We start from the raw sequence: 17597 nt of genomic DNA on the forward strand, positions 1-17597 counted from the left end.
CCGCGCCCCCACGGAAACACCGCACGGATCCGGCCGCGCGCTCCGGCGTGCGCCGGGCGTCAGACCCGGCCCCGGCACAGCTCCAGCAGCGTCATCGCCAGCGCGGTGCCCGGCCGCCCGAGCTGGTCGCGGTAGTGGCCGAGGATCTCCATCTCCCGGGAGAGGTTCACCCGGCGCCCGCCGGAGGCGATCCGCTCGCGCTGGATGACCGCGGAGACCGCCATCCGCTCCTGCACCAGCCCGATGATCCGGCCGTCGAGATCGTCGATCCGGCGCCGGGCGTCCTGGATCGCACCGGCTGCCTCCGGGGTGCGCGCGCCGGTGTCCGGGGCGGCGGCGGTGCGGGGCTGCTGGGCGGTGTCGCTCGTCATGTCCATTTCCGTTCTCCTGGGGTAGGGCCCCGAGAGCTCCGCCGGACCACTGGCGGTCCCGGACAGACACAGGCGCCCCGGACCGTCATCGGCCCGGGGCGCCTGGGGAAGTCGCTCGTCAGATCAAGCAAGCGTGACCATGGCAGCCGGACGGGCCGGTGCCATAGGTAAAGACGAAGGTCAGCTGCTTGGACATGGCGCCAAGTATGAGCCCGTTAGAATCGAAAGTCCAACCCCCGCTCCACACCGCCGGAAGGCCGCCGAAGTGCCATCAGCACCCCCTGCTGCCGCCCCGGACGTCGTCCTCGTAGTCGACTTCGGCGCACAGTACGCCCAGCTCATCGCCCGCCGGGTCCGCGAGGCCCGGGTCTACAGCGAGATCGTGCCGTCCACCATGCCGGTGGCCGAGATGCTCGCCAAGAACCCCAAGGCGATCATCCTCTCCGGCGGCCCCTCGTCGGTCTACGAAGAAGGCGCGCCCACCCTCGACCGCTCGCTGTTCGAGGCCGGCGTCCCGGTCTTCGGCATGTGCTACGGCTTCCAGCTGATGGCCACCACCCTCGGCGGCACGGTCGACAACACCGGCGCCCGGGAGTACGGCCGCACCGCGCTGTCCGTCAGCCGGCCCGGCTCCACCCTCTTCGAGGGCACGCCCACCGAGCAGTCGGTGTGGATGTCGCACGGCGACGCCTGCTCCGCCGCCCCCGAGGGCTTCACGGTCACCGCGTCCACCGACACGGTCCCGGTCGCCGCCTTCGAGAACGACGAGAAGAAGCTCTACGGCGTGCAGTACCACCCCGAGGTGATGCACTCCACGCACGGCCAGCAGGTCCTGGAGCACTTCCTCTACCGCGGCGCGGGCCTGGAGCCCACCTGGACGACCACCAGCGTGGTCGAGGAGCAGGTCGCCGCGATCCGCGAGCAGGTCGGCAGCAAGCGCGCGATCTGCGGACTGTCCGGCGGCGTGGACTCCGCGGTGGCCGCCGCCCTGGTCCAGAAGGCCATCGGTGAGCAGCTGACCTGCGTCTACGTCGACCACGGCCTGATGCGCAAGGGCGAGACCGAGCAGGTCGAGAAGGACTTCGTGGCGGCGACGGGCGTGCAGCTCAAGGTCGTCGACGCCAGCGAGCGGTTCCTGGCCGCGCTGAAGGGGGTCTCCGACCCCGAGCAGAAGCGGAAGATCATCGGCCGGGAGTTCATCCGGGTCTTCGAGCAGGCCCAGGCCGAGCTGGTCGCCGAGGCCGGCGCCGAGGGCGAGGAAGTGGCCTTCCTGGTCCAGGGCACGCTCTACCCGGACATCGTCGAGTCCGGCGGCGGCACCGGCACCGCCAACATCAAGTCGCACCACAACGTCGGCGGCCTGCCCGACGACATCGAGTTCGAGCTCGTCGAGCCGCTGCGCCAGCTGTTCAAGGACGAGGTCCGGATGGTCGGCAGCGAGCTGGGCCTGCCGGACGAGATCGTCCACCGCCAGCCGTTCCCCGGCCCCGGCCTGGGCATCCGGATCGTCGGCGAGGTCACCCAGGAGCGCCTGGACCTGCTGCGCGAGGCCGACGCGATCGCCCGCGAGGAGCTGACCGCGGCCGGTCTGGACCGCGAGATCTGGCAGTGCCCGGTGGTGCTGCTGGCCGACGTCCGCTCGGTCGGTGTGCAGGGCGACGGCCGCACGTACGGCCACCCCGTCGTGCTCCGCCCGGTCTCGTCCGAGGACGCCATGACCGCGGACTGGACGCGCATGCCGTACGAGGTGCTGGCCCGGATCTCCACCCGGATCACCAACGAGGTCGCCGACGTCAACCGCGTGGTGCTGGACGTCACCAGCAAGCCGCCGGGGACCATCGAGTGGGAGTGAGCTCCCGCTGACCCGCGACGACGCCGCCGCCCGGACGCCCGGGCGGCGGCGTCGCCGTATGCGGGCCGCGTCGGGCGGGGTGGTTGACGGGCCGAGGGGCCGGAGCGGAAGATGTATTCCGCATTACGGCATCCAATATCCGCATGGCGGAAGAAGTGGGTCACGCTATGAGCACCATCGCATTCCTCGGCCTCGGCATCATGGGCAGCCCCATGGCGGTGAACCTCGCGCAGGCCGGCCACACCGTCCGCGGCTGGAACCGCAGCCCCGGCAAGGCGGGCGCGCTGGTCGCCGCGGGCGGCACCGAGGCCGCGTCGGTCGCCGAGGCGGTCGCGGACGCGGACGTGGTCATCACCATGGTCCCGGCCTCCCCGCAGGTCGAAGCGCTCGCCTACGGGCCCGACGGCATCCTGGCGCACGCCCGGTCCGGTGCGCTGCTGATCGACATGTCCTCCATCACCCCGCAGACCTCCATCGACCTGGCCCGCAAGGCCGCCGAGCAGGGCATCCGGGTGCTGGACGCCCCGGTCTCCGGCGGCGAGGCCGGCGCCGTCGAGGGCGTGCTGTCGATCATGGTCGGCGGTGAGCGGGCCGACTTCGACGCCGCCCGGCCGGTGCTGGAGGCCGTCGGCACCACCCTCGTCCACTGCGGCCCGCACGGCGCCGGGCAGACCGTCAAGGCCGCCAACCAGCTCATCGTCGCGGTCAACCTCCAGGCGTGCGCCGAGGCCGTGGTCTTCCTGGAGAAGTCCGGCGTGGACCTCGCCGCCGCCCTCGACGTGCTCAACGGCGGCCTGGCCGGCTCCACCGTCCTGACCCGCAAGAAGGACAACTTCCTGCGGCGCGAGTTCGCCCCCGGCTTCAAGCTCGAACTCCACCACAAGGACATGGGCATCGTCACCGACGCCGCCCGCACCGTCGGCGCCCCGCTCCCGGTCGGCGCCGCCGCGGCCCAGCTGGTCGCCTCCGCGGTGGCCCGCGGCGACGGCGGCCTGGACCACTCGGCGCTGCTCCGCGGCGTGGAACTGCTCAGCGGCTACCGGCACGCGGAGTGACCCCGCCCCGGCCGGCGGCCGCACGGGCCTGGCCCCGGAACGAAGCGGAGGGTAGCTTCCGCCCACCGCCGTGAGCCGTACGCGCCAGGAGGAGAGCCGCGATGCCCGAGCCGACGCCGATACCCACCGACCAGCTGCACTTCGCGCTGCCGCCGACCCACCCGACCGCCGAGGAGGAGCGCCGCCACCGCAGGGAGCGGCTGGTGGCGGCGGTGCGCCTTTTCGGCCGCCACGGGCTCGACGAGGGCGTCTCGGGCCAGCTCACCGTCCGCGACCCGGAGTTCGCCGACTGCTTCTGGACCAATCCGTTCGGCGTCCCGTTCGCGCTGCTGACCGTCGGCGACCTCATCCTGGTCAACGGCGAGGGCCAGGTCGTCGAGGGCCGCCACCACGTCAACCAGGCGGCGTTCACCCTGCACGCGGAGATCCACCGGGCCCGCCCGGACGTCGTCGCCGCCGCGCACAGCCACTCCCCGTACGGCCGCGCGCTCTCCGCGCTCGACGCGCCGCTGGAACCCCTCACCCAGGACGCCTGCGCGTTCTACGAGGACCACGCCCGCTACGACGCGTACACGGGCGTGGCGGTGGACCCCGCGGAGGCGCGGCGGGTCGCCCGCGCGCTCGGCCCGCACAAGGCCCTGATCCTGCGCAACCACGGACTGCTGACGGTCGGCGGCTCGGTGGACGCGGCGGCCTGGTGGCTGCTGGCCATGGAGCGCTGCTGCCAGGTGCAGCTGGCGGCGAAGGCGGCCGGTGACCCCGTCCCGATCGGCCACCGGGACGCCGTGCGCACCCGCGAGCAACTGGGCAGCGACCTGGTCGCCTGGATCAACTACCAGCCGCTGTACCAGCGGATCGCGCGCAGCGAACCGGAGATGTTCGGCTAGCGGACCGGACCGGACCGGACCGGGCCGGGGAGCCCGGCGGGGAGGGCGGGCCGGCCGGCCCCGGGCGCCGCGCCGCCCTCCCCGCCGCGCGTCACACCCCCGGGAACAGGTCCAGGAACGTCCCCGCGTCCGCCGCCGGCCCCCGGCTGAACGGCGCGTCGAAGTCCCAGACCAGCACCAGCAGGAACGCGATCAGCGCGCTGAACACCCCGGCCATCAGCATCTCCCGCCCCGACCGGCGGATCTGTAGGGTGAACATCACCGCGATGGAGACCACGCCCCCGATGATCAGCCCGAACCACACCACCCCCGGGAGCGTCGAACCGGCCGCGTCCGCACGGGCGGTGCGGGCACTGTCCACCGCCGCGACCTGGTCCACCAGCGGCTGGTACGACTCCCGCTCGAAGTCGTCCCGAGGGTGGTAGCCGATCACATCGGAGCGGATCTTCCCCAGGAGTGCGGCGCCGCGGTCGGTGAGCCGGCCGTGCTCGGCCATCACCGGCCACTCCTTGTGGACGACGTGGCTCACATAGGAGGTGACGTCCCGGCGCACGGTGTCCCGGACGGGCGCGGGCCACGCCTCGCCCCGCACGCTGACCTCGTGCAGCGCCTGCGCCTCGGCCCGCACGGTGTCCTCGGCGGTGCTCCGGGCCTCCCAGACCCCGGCGATGGCCAGGCCCAGCACGATCGCGTAGACCACCCCCACCATCATCGTCAGGTACTCGATCACATCGGGTGTTTCGGACGGGTCGTCGTCCTCGCCGATCCGGCGCTCCTTCAGGACGGTGATGGTCAGGACGACACCGCAGACCGCGGCCATGGCGAGGGTCAGCACCAGCCACTGCGACATGGAGACCTCCTACGAGGAACTGCGCCCGCCGGAACGGGACGAGGAGCGCGAACGGGGACGGAGAGCGGCACCGGCGAGCACGGCCGGGGCGGTGACCAGCAGCATCCGGGTCACCACCGACCGCTGGTGGTGCGGCCGGGGGCGGACCGGGGTGTAGGCGTGCGGGCGCGCGGGGGCCGGGGACGGCGTGCGGCGCGCGGTCGGTGGCTGTGGCGGTGGGGGCGGTGGTACCGGCGGCGCCGGCCGGGCGGCCGGGGCCGGGGGCGACGGGCGGGGCGCGGGCGCGGCCGGGGTGGGCCGGGGGCGCGGCCGCGGGGCCGCGGTCGGGGCCGGCGGCGGCACCGGCCGCGGGGTCGGCCGGGCGGTGGGGCGGGGCGATGGCCGGGTGCAGGGGAAGTGCCAGCCCGGCGGCACCGGGAACTCGGTCGGCAGCCGCACCTGGGGCGCCGTCCCGGCGTACGCGCAGTTGTCGCCGGACGGGCGCTGGGGGAGCCCGGGGCGGGCCGCGGCGGCCGGCGGGGACGCGGCCAGCGCCAGGGCCGCGGCGAGCGTCGAGGCCGCGGCCAGCGCCAGCGCGGCGGCCCGCGCCGCGGTGGCGAACGGGGGCCGGGCCGGGCGGCGGCCGGGCCCCGGGTCGGTGCGGTGGCCGGTGCGGTGGCGGCCGGACCGGCGGCCCGGTGCGGTGGGTCTCCGGTCGCGGCGCGGGGCGCCGGCGGGGTGGTCGGCGGGGTCGTCGGAGAGGCCGCCGGAGGGGGCCTCGGGGGGTGGTTCGTGTATCTCGCGCACGGCGGGAAGCCTGCGCAGGGCCCGGGCCGGACAGCCGCCGATCGGCGGCGATTCGCCCGAACGGGGGAGGCGGCGGGAATGCGCGTCCGGACGCCGCCGGCCCCGCCCGCCGCGCGGCCCCGCGCCCGCGTCAACCTGCCGCTCCCGGACGTGCCCGTCCTGACCAGGACGATTACCTGCCGGGCCGGGCGGCTGGGGCACAATCCCCGGTCAGGGAAGAGAAGTTGGGACGAGCGGCGGCGGGGCGGTACGGACGTGTCGGTGGATGCGGCGGGCAGGGTGGCCGGACGGGGCGGGACGGGAAGCGGCGGACCGGCCGGCGACGGCGGTGCGTGCCGGTGCGGACAGTGCCCGCACGGCGCCCGCGAGGGGCACCGGCAGGCGCTCGCCGCGTTCGTCGCGCTCCGGGAGGACTTCGCCGCCGGGCGGGGCGTACCGGCCGGTCTGGCGCACTCCGCCGGCGCCGCCCGGCAGTGGGTGTCGGACGAACTGACGCTGTCCGCCAAGGCGTTGGCCGAGCGGCGGGCCTGGGAGGGTGCCGGCTGGCCGGTGGCGGTCTCCCGGCGCACCGCGTGGGTGGTGTGGGCGGCGGTCCTGGCGCTGCTGCTCGGGCAGGCGCTGACCGCCGTCGGGACCGGCTGGACCGCGGGCCGCACCGCGACGCTGACGGCGGCCGCCGCCCTGGCCCTCGGGGTGACCGCGGCGGCCTGGCGCCACCGCCGACAGGCCGGCCTCCTCGCCCCGCTGATCGGTGAGGACCACCGGCTGTCCACCTCCCGTGCGGTCGCCGCGGCATGGGTGCTGACGGTCCTGTACGCCGTCCTCACCCTGGCCGTGGAGCTGGCCGTGGCGCCCGGGCCCGACGCCCGGCGGCGGCTCCTGCCGGGACTGGGCCTGCTGCCGTCGGCCGGACTGCTGGCCATACTGGCCATGGCCTGCGCGGTGGCGGTGCTGGCGTACGGGATGACCGCCGGGCGGGTCCGCTCCGGACGGGTGCAGAAGGTCCCGGCCGACCGGCCCCGGGCCGCGGACCTGCTGGCCGACGACGCGGGCCGGGGCAGCTTCACCGACGCCCAGTACGTGCTGGTGAACGCCGCCGTGGCGGCCTTCGCGCTGGTCCGCCTGGCCGACGACCCGACCCGGCTCCCCGCGCTCCCGTGGGTGCTGGTGGTGCTCGCCGGGCTGTCCGGCGTGACGTATCTGGCGGGCAAGGCCGTCACCGGCGGCCGGCCGGTGATCCATTCCGTCGTCCGCTCCCGGGAGCTGGGCGACCTCGCCGCGCCGATCCGCACCGGCGACGACATCGAGATCCGCGGCACCGGCTTCGTCCCGCCGGGCGCGGGGACCCCGGACCGGCTGGCCCGCACGGTCGTCCGGATCGGCGCGGTGCACGTGCCCGTCCCGCTCGTCCCCGTCCCCGGCGGATTCGCCAACCCGACGGACGGCGTGCTGACCGTGCCCGTGCCGGTCGACGTGGAGCCCGGCCCCGTGGAGGTCCGCGTGATCACGGCCGCCGGCGCCGAAACCCGCCCCTACCGCATCGACGTCCAGGACTGAGGGGACCGCGACGGAAGGGGCCGAGGCCGACGGGGGCGGGGCCGATGGGGGAGAGGTCAGTGGGGGAGAGGTCGTAGGGGGCGGGTGTGCGGGGGGGGGCTGGGGCTGGGGCTGGGCTGCCGGGCGGGGGGCTGAGGTGGCTGCGGATGTGCGGAGTCGGGGCGCGGTGCGGTGCGGGGAGGACGGTGCGGGCGCGGGAGGCCGGGCGGAAGGCGCCTGGGGCGGCGGCGGGGTCCGCGAGGTGAGGTGACGGCGCCCGGCCGCTGCGCCGGGCCGGCTTGAGGGTGCCCGGCTTGCGGGGATCTGGCGTGCAGGGCTCCGACTTGAGCGTGCCTGGCTTGCGGGGATCTGACGTGCAGGGCTCCGACTTGAGCGTGTCTGGCTTGCGGGATCCTGGCTTGCAGCCGTCCGGCTTGGAGGTTCCTGGCTTGCCGGGGCCCGGCTCGAAGGCGGCTGGGGCGGCGGCGGGGTGGTGTGTCCGCAATCGTGAAGTGCCGTAATCCGTAAGGAAGTTGGCGTCAGGGGCTGATCCGGGGGGCGGAGGCGGCTGGCCGGCGGCTGCCGGCGGAAGGAACCCCGGGCGGACGCCGGTCCGTATCTCGCCAAGCCGTGCGGGCGGCGGCACAATCGTCTGCTCCCGGAGGCAACGGAGAGGCGGCCGCCATGGCCCACGCATACCGCACACCCCCGGCCGAAGCGGGCGGCGGCACCGGATTCCGCGGCCGGCTGGGCCGCCACGCCCTGCTCCCGCTGCGGCTCTTCCTGGGCGGCACCTTCCTCTACGCCGGACTCCGGAAGCTCACCGACCCGGCCTTCCCGGCCGCCGGCGGCCACGGCTCGCTGGGCGAGCTGCTGCGGCAGGTGCACGGCACCGCCGCCGTACCGCAGTTGGTGGAGCTGGCCCAGCGCAACCCAGGCGCCGTCGGCTACGCCCTCGCCGGCGGGGAGGTGCTGGTCGGCCTCGGCACGCTCGCCGGGCTGCTGGGGCGGGTGGCGGCGCTCGGCGGCGCGCTGATCTCGCTGACGCTGTGGCTCACCGTCAGCTGGCCCACCACCCCCTACCCCTACGGCAACGGCCTCGCCTACCTGCTCGCCTGGACCCCGCTGGTGCTGGCCGGCGCGCCCCGCCTCTCCCTGGACGCGGCGCTGGCCCACCGCCGCCGCCGGCACGGGAGGCAGCTCTACGGATGACCGGCGCCGGCCGCGCGGGCCGGGCCGGCGGGCGCCGCTCACACCGGCTCCCGGGGCGGTGCGTCCCGGCCGTGCTGGCGCCGGGCGGCGGCCCACACGGCGGTGGTGATCCCGGAGAGCAGCAGCCCGGCGGGGAGGACGAGGAACAGCCACGGGCCGGGGGCGTGCCAGAGGCCGAGGGCGTCGAGGCCGTAGCCGGTGCCGACGGCGAGGGCGGCGGCGCCGGAGACCAGGCGGCCCGGTTCGAAGGGGTGGCGCTTCACTGCGGGGCTCCCTGGGGGGTCGGGGCCGGGGCGGGCGTGGGCGGGGGGACCGGGGCGGCCCGCTCGACGGAGAGCTGTCCGGCGCCGACCGAGAGGTCCAGCTCGACCGTGCCGTGCGGCCGTTCGCCCTTCGTGAGGCCCTGGGCGGGCAGGGTGACCGTCCGCTCGCGGTGCCCGGCGACGAGCTCCACGGAGCGGGCGTCCTCGCCCGGCAGCTGGATGTCGCCGACGCCGAGCGAGAGGTGCAGGGTGGCGGTGGCGTCCCGCGGCACCGTCACCCGGAGCCGTCCGGCGCCGACCTCCGCGCTGGCCCGGACCGTGGTGCCGGGCTTCAGGGCGAGGCGGCCGAGATCCAGGCGGCCCTCCCCGGCGCCGACCGCGTAGTGGCGCTGGACCGCGGCGGCCGTGGCCGGGGACCAGGTGCGGCGCTGCCAGTCGGCGGTGACGCCGGGGGGCAGCACCGTGGCGGCGGCCAGCAGCGCGGCCGTCAGCACCGTCCAGAAGACCGTGCCGCCGCCCGTGCGGCCCAGCCAGGCGCTGAGGATCAGGCCCAGCCCGAACACCGCCAGGGCGCAGGCCAGACCGGCCTGGAGGGCCGGTGCCAGCGCGGCGTGCCGGGCGACGGCGAGCGCGGTGCCGGCGCCGGCCAGCGCGGCCAGCAGGAACGTCCGGCCGCCGATCCCGCCGCCGGCGGGGCGGGCCGGCGGGGCCGGGGGCGCGGCGGGACGCGGCGCGCCCGCGGGGGCCCAGCTGCCGCGCGGGCGGGGGCCGTCGGACGCGCCGTGGGTGAAGTCGTAGCCGACGTCGATCCGGGTGTCGTCCGGGCCCCAGAGGTAGACGCGGCGGATCGACGGCTCCCCGGTGCGCGGATCGCGCCACCAGGAAGGGGTGTTGGGCGCCGGGGGCGCGGTGGCCTCCGGCGGGGCGTCGGCGACCGCCTGGGCGGTGGCGGCGTCCACCGCCCCCGGGCCCTCGGCCCGGGCGCGCCGGCGCTGCCGCGACCAGTACGCGGCACCGGCCACCGCCAGCGTCACCATCAGCGCGAAGGACAGCATGCTGCCCTTGCCGAGCGTGGTCAGGAACAGCGCGCAGCCGGCCAGCGCGGACAGCAGCGCCGTCAGCGCCGACCCCTCGACGCGGCCCGAGAGCAGCCGGCGGACCTCGTTCTCCTCCTCGCCGTCGAGCGGGACGAGCAGCCAGGCGAAGCCGTAGAAGATGAGGCCGAGGCCGCCGATGGACAGCACGGCGAGCACCACGCGGAAGATCACCGGATCGACGTCCCACTGCCGGCCCAGCCCGCCGCACACGCCCGCGACGACCTTCTGCCGCCGGCTGCGGCGCAGCGGGGCGGGCGGCGGGGGGCTGCCGGCGGGGCCGGGGGCCGCCGGACCGGCGGCGGGGGGTGCGTCGTTCATGGAGCCATGGTGACAAGGGCGGCGCGGTCGCGGTATCGGTGAAAACCCTGGCTGATCCCTGAGATCCCCCGAGGCGACCCCGAGAGAACCCCCGACCGGCCCCGGGAGGGCCGGTGCCGGGGCGTACCGACGGGCGTGCGGGCGCGCCGCGTGGGCCGTGCGCGGCCCGCGGAGGGTGGGCCATACCGGAAAAAGATCTCGTCGCGGCGGTGGCCGGAGGGCTGTTCCGCGCCACCGAAGACTATCGTTGCGCCCTGAATACGTACGGGTTTCCGGAGGGGCGTGCGGTGGCGGAGACGGCGTCGGCGAACGAGGGGCGACTGGTCGCCGGGCGATATCGCCTGGTCGAGCGGATAGGGCAAGGAGGGATGGGGACCGTCTGGCGGGCCCGGGACGAGGTCCTCGGGCGCCAGGTCGCGGTCAAGCGCCTGCATGTCTCGCCGCAGCTGGACGCCGACGAACTCGCCACCCGCCACGAGCGCACCACCCGCGAGGCGCAGGCCGCCGCGCGCATCAACCACCCCAACGTCGTCAGCGTGCACGACGTGGTGGACGACGAGGGCCTGCCCTGCATCGTCATGGAGTACGTCCCCTCCGCGACGCTCGGCGACGCCATCAAGGAGGCCGCCCGGTCCGGCACTTACCTCGCCCCCCGGGAGGTCGCCCGGATCGGCCGCGGCATGATCGCCGCCCTGCGGGCCGCGCACTCCGCCGGCGTGCTGCACCGCGACGTCAAACCGGGCAACGTACTGCTCGGCGAGGAAGGCCGGGTCGTCCTCACCGACTTCGGGATCGCCGTCGCCACCGGCGCCTCCACCCTCACCAAGACCGGCGAACTGGTCGGCTCCATCGACTATCTGGCGCCCGAACGGGTCAAGGGCAGCACGCCGGGGCCCGCTTCGGACCTGTGGGCGCTGGGGGCGACGCTCTATCAGGCGGTCGAGGGGAAGCCGCCGTTCCGCAAGCCGACCGCGGTCGAGACGGCGTACGCGATCGCCGTCGACCCGTTGGAGCCGCCGCGCAACGCCGGCCAGCTGGCCCCGCTGATCGAGGCGCTGCTCGCCAAGGAGCCCGGCGACCGGCCCACCGCCGAGGTCGTCGAGCAGGCCCTGCGGACCGCCGAGGCCGAGGCGGACACCGCCCTGATGGGCTGGCCCACGCTGGCCCTGGGAACGGTCACCCGCGACCGGGCCGCGAGCGACGACCCGTCCGAGGCACCCACCCGCCCCGGGACGTCCGCCGCGCCGTCGGCCACCGGGCGCGACACCGCGGACGGCACGGGAAGCGGCACCGGGACCGCGACCGCGACCGCGACCGGGACCGCCACCGCCACCGGGACCGGGACCGCGACCGCCACCGGCCCGGACAGCGGCACCTGGACCGCTTCCGGCACCGGGGCCGCGACCGGCACGGGAACGCGCACCGCGACCGGGTCCGCGACCGCAGCCGCGACCGGTGCCGTCGGGCCGGCGGGGCCCGGACCGGCCACCGGTGCCGTCCCGCCGCCCGCGGCCCCCACCGCCACGGGCCAGGCCACCGGCCCGGTGCCCGGCGCGGCCACCGGGTCCACCACCGGCCTCGGTGCGGACCTGGCAGCACCCGGCACCCCGGCCCCCCGCAAGCGGCGCGGCCGGGTCGTGGTCTGGAGCGTCGTCGGCGTCCTGGTCGCCGGGGGCGGCGCCGGCGCCGCCTGGTACGTCACCCAGCACGACACCGGTACCGCCCAGAAGAGCACGGCGGGCACCGGCACCCCCGTACTCCCCAGCACGCCGCGCACCAGCATCGGCCCGCCGCCGCCCCTCCCCGAGGGCTACCGCCAGGCCACGGAGCAGGATCTGGGCGTGACGTTCCCGGTCCCCGCCGACTGGAAGCGGGAGGTCAAGGACAACGGCCGGCAGATCATCTACACCTCCGACGCCGACCTGGCGCAGCTGACCATCAGCGGCCTGGACTTCGCCTCCGCCGACCAGGTGGAGCACTTCAAGAGCGTCGAGGCGGACCTGAAGGTGCAGTACCCCAGCTACAAGCGGCTCCGCCTCCAGGACACCATCTTCCAGGGCGACCCGGCCGCCATCTGGGAGTTCTCCTTCCAGGGCCGGGTCCGCGAGTACCGCGGCATCGACCTGGGCTTCGGCCGCGAGGGCGGCAAGGAGTACGCCGTCTACGTCTCCGCGCCGTCCGCGAACTGGACCAAGTTCGAGCAGGTCTTCAACAACGTCAAGGACGGTTTCCGCAGGACCGCGGCGGCGGGCTGAGCCACCCCGGGGGGATCTCGGGCAACGTCAGGGACGCCTCAGGGTGGACCCTGATGTCCCCGGCCCGCCGCACGTGTGACGATCTGAGGCATGACCCCAGCGCCACCCCGCGCCGAGCCGCTGCACCCGCCGGCGCCGGACCCCGACGACCCGCCCGTGCGGAAGCTGTACCGCAGCGCCGAGGGGCGGCTGCTCGGCGGTGTCGCGCGCGGACTCGCCGGGCACCTCGGCCTCCCGGTCTCCTGGGTGCGGATCGTCTTCCTGGCGCTGTTCCTGGCCGACGGCATGGGCGCGCTGCTCTACGCCGCGTTCTGGTTCTTCGTCCCGCTCGGCGTCGGCGGGGTGGGGACGCGGCAGGCGGCGGCCGGGGAGGACCGGCGGCGGCTGCGCGACCGCCGCCCCGACAAGGGCCAGGTCCTCGCCCTGGTCGGGCTGCTGGTGGGGGCGGCCGTCGTGGCCTCGCGCTTCCAGCCGGGCCGGGCCAACGTCTATCTCTGGCCGGTGCTGCTCATCGGCGCCGGTGTCGCCCTGGTCTGGCGCCAGGCGGACAACTCCCGCCGCGCCCAGTGGCTGGAGCTCGGGCGCCGCAAGGGCTCGCTGCCGGTGGTGCGCGGCGCGGCCGGGGTGCTGCTGGTCGGCGCCGGGGTCACCGGCATCGTCGTGCTCCAGGGCTCGGTGCAGAATCTCGGCTCGGTCCTCCAGGCCGCGCTCGCCGTGCTGGTCGGCATCGCCCTGCTGGCCGGCCCCTATCTCGTCCGCATCACCCAGGACCTCTCCGAGGAGCGGCTGATGCGCATCCGCGCCCAGGAGCGCGCCGAGGTGGCCGCGCACGTCCACGACTCCGTCCTGCACACCCTCACCCTGATCCAGCGCAACGCCGACGACCCCCGGGAGGTGGCGCGGCTGGCCCGCGCCCAGGAGCGCGAGCTGCGCGCCTGGCTCTACAAGCCCGAGGGCCGCGGCAAGGACGAGGACGAGCAGCCGGCCACGCTCGCCGAGGCGGTGCGGGCGGCCGCCGCCGAGGTCGAGGACCACCACGGCGTCCCCCTCGAAGTCGTGGTGGTCGGCGACTGCCCCCTGGACGAGGCGCTCGGCGCCCAGATACAGGCCGCGCGCGAGGCGATGGTCAACGCCGCCAAGTACGGTGGCGAGGGCGGTGCGGTCCAGGTGTTCGCCGAGGTCGAGGGCCGGACGGTCTTCGTGTCGGTGCGCGACCACGGCCCCGGTTTCGACCTCGACGCGGTTCCCGCGGACCGGATGGGCGTGCGGGAATCCATCATCGGACGGATGGAGCGCCACGGCGGCACCGCCCGGCTGCGCTCCGCGCCCGACGGCGGCACCGTCGTCGAGCTGGAGGTGGAGCGCGCCGAGGAGGGCGCGCGCACCGAGCGCCGCACCGGCGGGGAGGGGGAGCCCGGATGAGCGCGCGGACGCGCCCGGCGGCGGGCCGAAGGACCATGACGGGGCACACAGCGAAGGACGGACGGACGAGATGAGCAGCGACGACGCACAGCAGGCCGAGACCGGCGCCGGGGACCGGGACCGCACCGTACGGGTCGTGCTGGTCGACGACCACCGGATGTTCCGCACGGGCGTCCAGGCCGAGATCGGCCGGACCGAGCAGACCGGTGTCGAGGTGGTCGGCGAGGCCGCCGACGTCGACCAGGCGCTCACGGTGATCACCGCCACCCGCCCCGAGGTCGTCCTCCTGGACGTGCACCTCCCCGGGGGCGGCGGGGTGGAGGTGCTGCGCCGCAGCGCCGCGATGATGGCCGACCCGGAGCGCCCGGTGCGGTTCCTGGCGCTCTCGGTCTCCGACGCGGCCGAGGACGTCATCGGCGTGATCCGTGGCGGCGCCCGGGGCTACGTCACCAAGACGATCACCGGCACCGACCTGGTCGGCGCGATCTTCCGGGTCGCCGACGGCGACGCGGTCTTCTCCCCGCGGCTGGCCGGCTTCGTCCTGGACGCCTTCGCCTCCACGGACGCCCCGCCGGTCGACGAGGACATGGACCGCCTCACCCAGCGTGAGCGCGAGGTGCTCCGGCTGATCGCCCGCGGCTATGCCTACAAGGAGATCGCCAAGCAGCTGTTCATCTCCGTCAAGACGGTTGAGTCACATGTCTCCGCCGTACTGCGCAAGCTCCAGCTGTCCAACCGCCATGAGCTGACCCGCTGGGCGGCGGCCCGACGCCTGGTCTGACCTGCGGTTTCGTCGGGGAGCGGGCGGGCCGGGGCGAATGATCGCCGGGTGCGCCCGGTGCGGAGGGGGAGGGAGGGGCGCGTAAAGAAGGGCAAAAGACGGGCAACCAGGATCGCGCGGATCGCCATCTAAGGGCGCGGAGAGGCTCACTGCCCGCAGGCGGGGCCGGAACCACGCCTACGTCTACGCGCAATCCCTGGAAACGAGATCCCGATGAGTCTGACGGGCACGCCCTTCTTCCTCTTCTCGATCCTGCTGCTGATCGTCGCCGTCATCCTGCCCTTGGCCCTCTGGGGCCGGGTGGCCGGACCGCCGCTGGTCAGGGGCCTGGCTCGGCTGCTGATGCTGCTGTTCGCCCAGGTCACCGCCATCACGGTGGTCTTCGTCATGGTCAACAACGCCAACAGCCTCTACGACAGCTGGGGCGACCTGCTGGGCACCGGCGGCCACATCGAGGCGGCCCGCAACCTCGGCCCGGACGGGCTCGGCGGCAAGAACCTCAAGGACGAGCCCAAGGTCCGCCAGAACTTCCGGCCGGCCGACGACCCGGTGGTGGGCCCCGGCGTCCAGATGACCGACCTCACGGGACAGATCTCCGGCGTCAACGGCGAGGTGTACGTCTGGCTGCCGCCGCAGTACAACGACCCCGCCTACAAGGACAAGAAGTTCCCGGTGGTCGAGCTGCTCCCCGGCTACCCCGGCTCGGCCAAGTCCTGGATGGGGTCGCTGAAGGTCAACGAGCAGCTGGCGCCGCTGATGCGCAGCGGCGCGGTCAAGCCGTTCATCCTGGTGGCACCGCGGATGAACGTGCTGCCCAACGCTGACAGCGGCTGCGTGAACATCCCCGGCAAGGTCAACGCCGACAGCTGGCTCACCGTCGACGTCCGGCAGATGGTGATCGACAACTTCCGGGCCGGCGACAAGCCGGACTCCTGGGGCCTGGCCGGCTACTCGGCGGGCGCGCACTGCGCCACCAAGCTGGCGCTGGCCCACCCGGACCGCTACCGCGCCGCGGTGGGCATGTCCGGCTACAACGACCCGGCGATAGAACGCGATTCGCTGGCCGGCAAGGACCCCAAGCTGCGCGCCGAGACCAACCCGATGCACATCCTCAAGGCCGCCAACGAGGCCGGGCGGCCGCCCCGCACCGCGCTGTACATCTCCGGTGCGAGCGGTGACGGCTACCAGGCCGGGATGGGCCTCAAGCAGCTGGCGAAGAAGCCGACGACGGTGACCGTCGAGCAGATCGCGTCGGGCGCGGGCGGCCACACCGTACCGGTGTGGAAGCGGCAAGTCCCCGAGATCTTCCGGTGGTTCGGGCTGTTCCTGCGGGCCTGAGCGGGCCTGAGCGGGCACGCGGCCGAGGGCGAGGCCGGCGGAATTCACCCTTCGGGTGAACTTCCGCCGGCCTTCGCGCATGCGGGCACCAACGCGCGGCGGGGGCCGTTCTCCCCATGATGGCGATTACGGAACGTGACGGGGGGACGGCTGATGTGGAGCGGATCCGGCAGGGGACGGCGGCTGGGCCGGACGGGTCGCGGCGGCGAAGGGCAGGGAGTCGATCGGGGCGATCTCGACGGGTGTGCCGGGGTGCGGGGCGTGGATCATCGCGCCGCCGCCGATGCAGAGGCCCACGTGGCTGATGCCGGAGTAGAAGAAGACCAGGTCGCCCGGGGCGAGGTGGTCGCGGCCGACGGGCGCGCCGCAGGCGATCTGGGTGTAGGTGGTGCGCGGCAGGGCGACCCCGGCGGCCCGCCAGGCGGCCAGCGTCAGCCCCGAGCAGTCGTAGGCGGCCGGACCGGTTGCTCCCCAGGCGTACGGCCTGCCGAGCGCGCCGCGGGCGTAGGCGACGGCGCGGGCGGCGCGGGCGGCGGTGGGCGCGGTGGCCTCCGCGCGGCCGCCCGGCGCGGGCCGAGCGGCCGGCGGGGCCGCGACCACCGGCGTGGTCCGGGGCGCGGGCGCGGGGTGCGGCTCGGCCTGCGGTGGGGGCGCGGTGAGCACCGCGGGGCGGCCGCCGAGGCGGCGTACGCTGCCGAGCCGGCGGGCCCAGCCCGCCACCGCGGTCGCCTGATGGCTGCCCGTGCGCTCCAGTACGGTCGCGCCGTCCAGGCAGCGCTGCGGATCCGCCGCGAGCAGCGGGCCGGACCGCGGCACGGTCCGGGGGGCCGGCTGCGGGGCGAGCGGGGGCCGCTCGGTGGCCGTGTGGTGCGACGCCATGGCGGCCGTCACTTCCTTCCCTGCGGGGTGAAGGCGACCGGCGGGCACCGGCCGGTCGTCCGGAGGAGGAAGCTAGCCACGGGGTCACGGGGGCGAACCTCTTTGCCCGGCATTGTTCGTTTCCGACCGGCGGAGGCCCGGGGCCGACCGGCACGGGGAGCGTGGGGCGGCCGGGTTCGGCGGGCCCTGACCGAAGCGGGCGTCCTGGCCGCCCTGCCGGAAAGGGCGTGCTATAGGGCGGATACGATCCACCACTATGGACGTAGTAATCAATGTCTTCGTCGCCCTGCACATCATCGGTATCGCCTCCCTCCTGGGTGGCTTCCTGACCCAGATGAAGGCGATGGGCGCGGGCACCGCCCGCTTCGTGCCGGCGATGCTGCACGGCGCGCTGACGATGCTGGTCACCGGCATCGTGCTGGTCGGCCTCAACCACATGCAGGAGCACTCGCTCAACAACATCAAGATCGGCGTCAAGATGGCCGTCCTGGTGGTGATCCTCGCGCTGGTCTACGTCAAGCGGGACGAGGAGAAGCTCCCCAAGCCGCTCTTCGGCGCGGTCGGCGGACTCACGATGCTCAACATCTTCATCGCGCTGCTCTGGACCTGAGCGCCGCCGCGCCCCCGGCCCCGCGCCGCACCGGCGGCCCACCGCGCGGTCATCCGATCCCGTGCTCCGGACCCCGGAGACGGCG

The 17597-nt window shown here is 75.2% G+C and carries 16 protein-coding genes; 10 read left to right on the top strand and 6 right to left on the bottom strand.

What is annotated here, in order from left to right:
• Positions 1-59: 59 nt before the first annotated feature.
• Positions 60-371, bottom strand: a complete 312-nt coding sequence (locus MUU72_RS07345) for a chorismate mutase (protein WP_248012470.1) — start codon at positions 369-371, stop codon at positions 60-62.
• 265 nt (positions 372-636) lie between these two features.
• Between MUU72_RS07345 and guaA the strand changes: the two genes are divergently transcribed.
• The 3 genes from guaA (at position 637) to MUU72_RS07360 (ending at position 4165) form a co-directional block, all read left to right on the top strand.
• Entirely contained in the window at positions 637-2223 is a 1587-nt protein-coding gene (guaA, locus tag MUU72_RS07350; RefSeq protein ID WP_248012315.1) for a glutamine-hydrolyzing GMP synthase, read from the top strand.
• Between the two features lie 167 nt (positions 2224-2390).
• Entirely contained in the window at positions 2391-3278 is an 888-nt protein-coding gene (locus MUU72_RS07355; RefSeq protein ID WP_372503017.1) for a 2-hydroxy-3-oxopropionate reductase, read from the top strand.
• A gap of 101 nt (positions 3279-3379) precedes the next feature.
• A complete protein-coding gene (locus tag MUU72_RS07360) occupies positions 3380-4165 on the top strand; it encodes a class II aldolase/adducin family protein (RefSeq protein ID WP_248012317.1) in 786 nt (261 codons plus the stop codon).
• A 91-nt stretch (positions 4166-4256) separates the two neighbouring features.
• Here the strand turns inward: MUU72_RS07360 and MUU72_RS07365 are convergent, their stop codons facing one another.
• Both MUU72_RS07365 and MUU72_RS07370 read right to left on the bottom strand, forming a co-directional pair.
• Positions 4257-5015: a bestrophin-like domain gene (locus MUU72_RS07365; protein WP_248012318.1), complete on the bottom strand. Its 759-nt coding sequence runs from the start codon at positions 5013-5015 to the stop codon at positions 4257-4259.
• Positions 5016-5024: 9 nt separating this feature from the next.
• Entirely contained in the window at positions 5025-5801 is a 777-nt protein-coding gene (locus MUU72_RS07370; RefSeq protein ID WP_248012319.1) for a hypothetical protein, read from the bottom strand.
• A 255-nt stretch (positions 5802-6056) separates the two neighbouring features.
• Between MUU72_RS07370 and MUU72_RS07375 the strand changes: the two genes are divergently transcribed.
• A complete protein-coding gene (locus MUU72_RS07375; RefSeq protein ID WP_372503018.1) occupies positions 6057-7358 on the top strand; it encodes a hypothetical protein in 1302 nt (433 codons plus the stop codon).
• 663 nt (positions 7359-8021) lie between these two features.
• The gene (locus MUU72_RS07380; protein ID WP_248012320.1) at positions 8022-8549 is read left to right on the top strand and encodes a DoxX family membrane protein; all 528 of its coding nucleotides are present in this window, start codon (positions 8022-8024) and stop codon (positions 8547-8549) included.
• Between the two features lie 38 nt (positions 8550-8587).
• Here MUU72_RS07380 and MUU72_RS07385 read toward each other — a convergent pair whose 3' ends face one another.
• A complete protein-coding gene (locus tag MUU72_RS07385) occupies positions 8588-8812 on the bottom strand; it encodes a hypothetical protein (RefSeq protein WP_248012321.1) in 225 nt (74 codons plus the stop codon).
• Positions 8809-10227 carry a PspC domain-containing protein gene (locus tag MUU72_RS07390; RefSeq protein WP_248012322.1) on the bottom strand — a complete coding sequence of 473 codons (1419 nt, stop codon included), beginning with the start codon at positions 10225-10227 and terminating at the stop codon, positions 8809-8811. The genes MUU72_RS07385 and MUU72_RS07390 overlap by 4 nt, the downstream gene beginning before the upstream one ends.
• A 368-nt stretch (positions 10228-10595) precedes the next feature.
• On the opposite strand from MUU72_RS07390, the gene MUU72_RS07395 reads away from it, so the two are divergent.
• From MUU72_RS07395 to MUU72_RS07410, 4 genes are all read left to right on the top strand, one after another.
• Complete coding sequence (locus tag MUU72_RS07395) at positions 10596-12482, top strand: serine/threonine-protein kinase (RefSeq protein ID WP_248012323.1); 1887 nt, start codon at positions 10596-10598, stop codon at positions 12480-12482.
• Between the two features lie 90 nt (positions 12483-12572).
• Complete coding sequence (locus MUU72_RS07400) at positions 12573-13904, top strand: ATP-binding protein (protein ID WP_248012324.1); 1332 nt, start codon at positions 12573-12575, stop codon at positions 13902-13904.
• Between the two features lie 70 nt (positions 13905-13974).
• Complete coding sequence (locus MUU72_RS07405) at positions 13975-14685, top strand: LuxR C-terminal-related transcriptional regulator (RefSeq protein WP_248012325.1); 711 nt, start codon at positions 13975-13977, stop codon at positions 14683-14685.
• 213 nt (positions 14686-14898) lie between these two features.
• A complete protein-coding gene (locus MUU72_RS07410; protein WP_248012326.1) occupies positions 14899-16023 on the top strand; it encodes an alpha/beta hydrolase in 1125 nt (374 codons plus the stop codon).
• A gap of 126 nt (positions 16024-16149) precedes the next feature.
• Here MUU72_RS07410 and MUU72_RS07415 read toward each other — a convergent pair whose 3' ends face one another.
• A complete protein-coding gene (locus MUU72_RS07415; protein WP_372503019.1) occupies positions 16150-16902 on the bottom strand; it encodes a C40 family peptidase in 753 nt (250 codons plus the stop codon).
• 256 nt (positions 16903-17158) lie between these two features.
• Here MUU72_RS07415 and MUU72_RS07420 point away from each other — a divergent pair, with 256 nt between their 5' ends.
• A complete protein-coding gene (locus tag MUU72_RS07420) occupies positions 17159-17512 on the top strand; it encodes a hypothetical protein (RefSeq protein ID WP_248012327.1) in 354 nt (117 codons plus the stop codon).
• Positions 17513-17597: the final 85 nt, after the last annotated feature.

The organism is Streptomyces rhizoryzae (assembly GCF_023155275.1).
GTDB lineage: Bacteria > Actinomycetota > Actinomycetes > Streptomycetales > Streptomycetaceae > Streptomyces > Streptomyces rhizoryzae.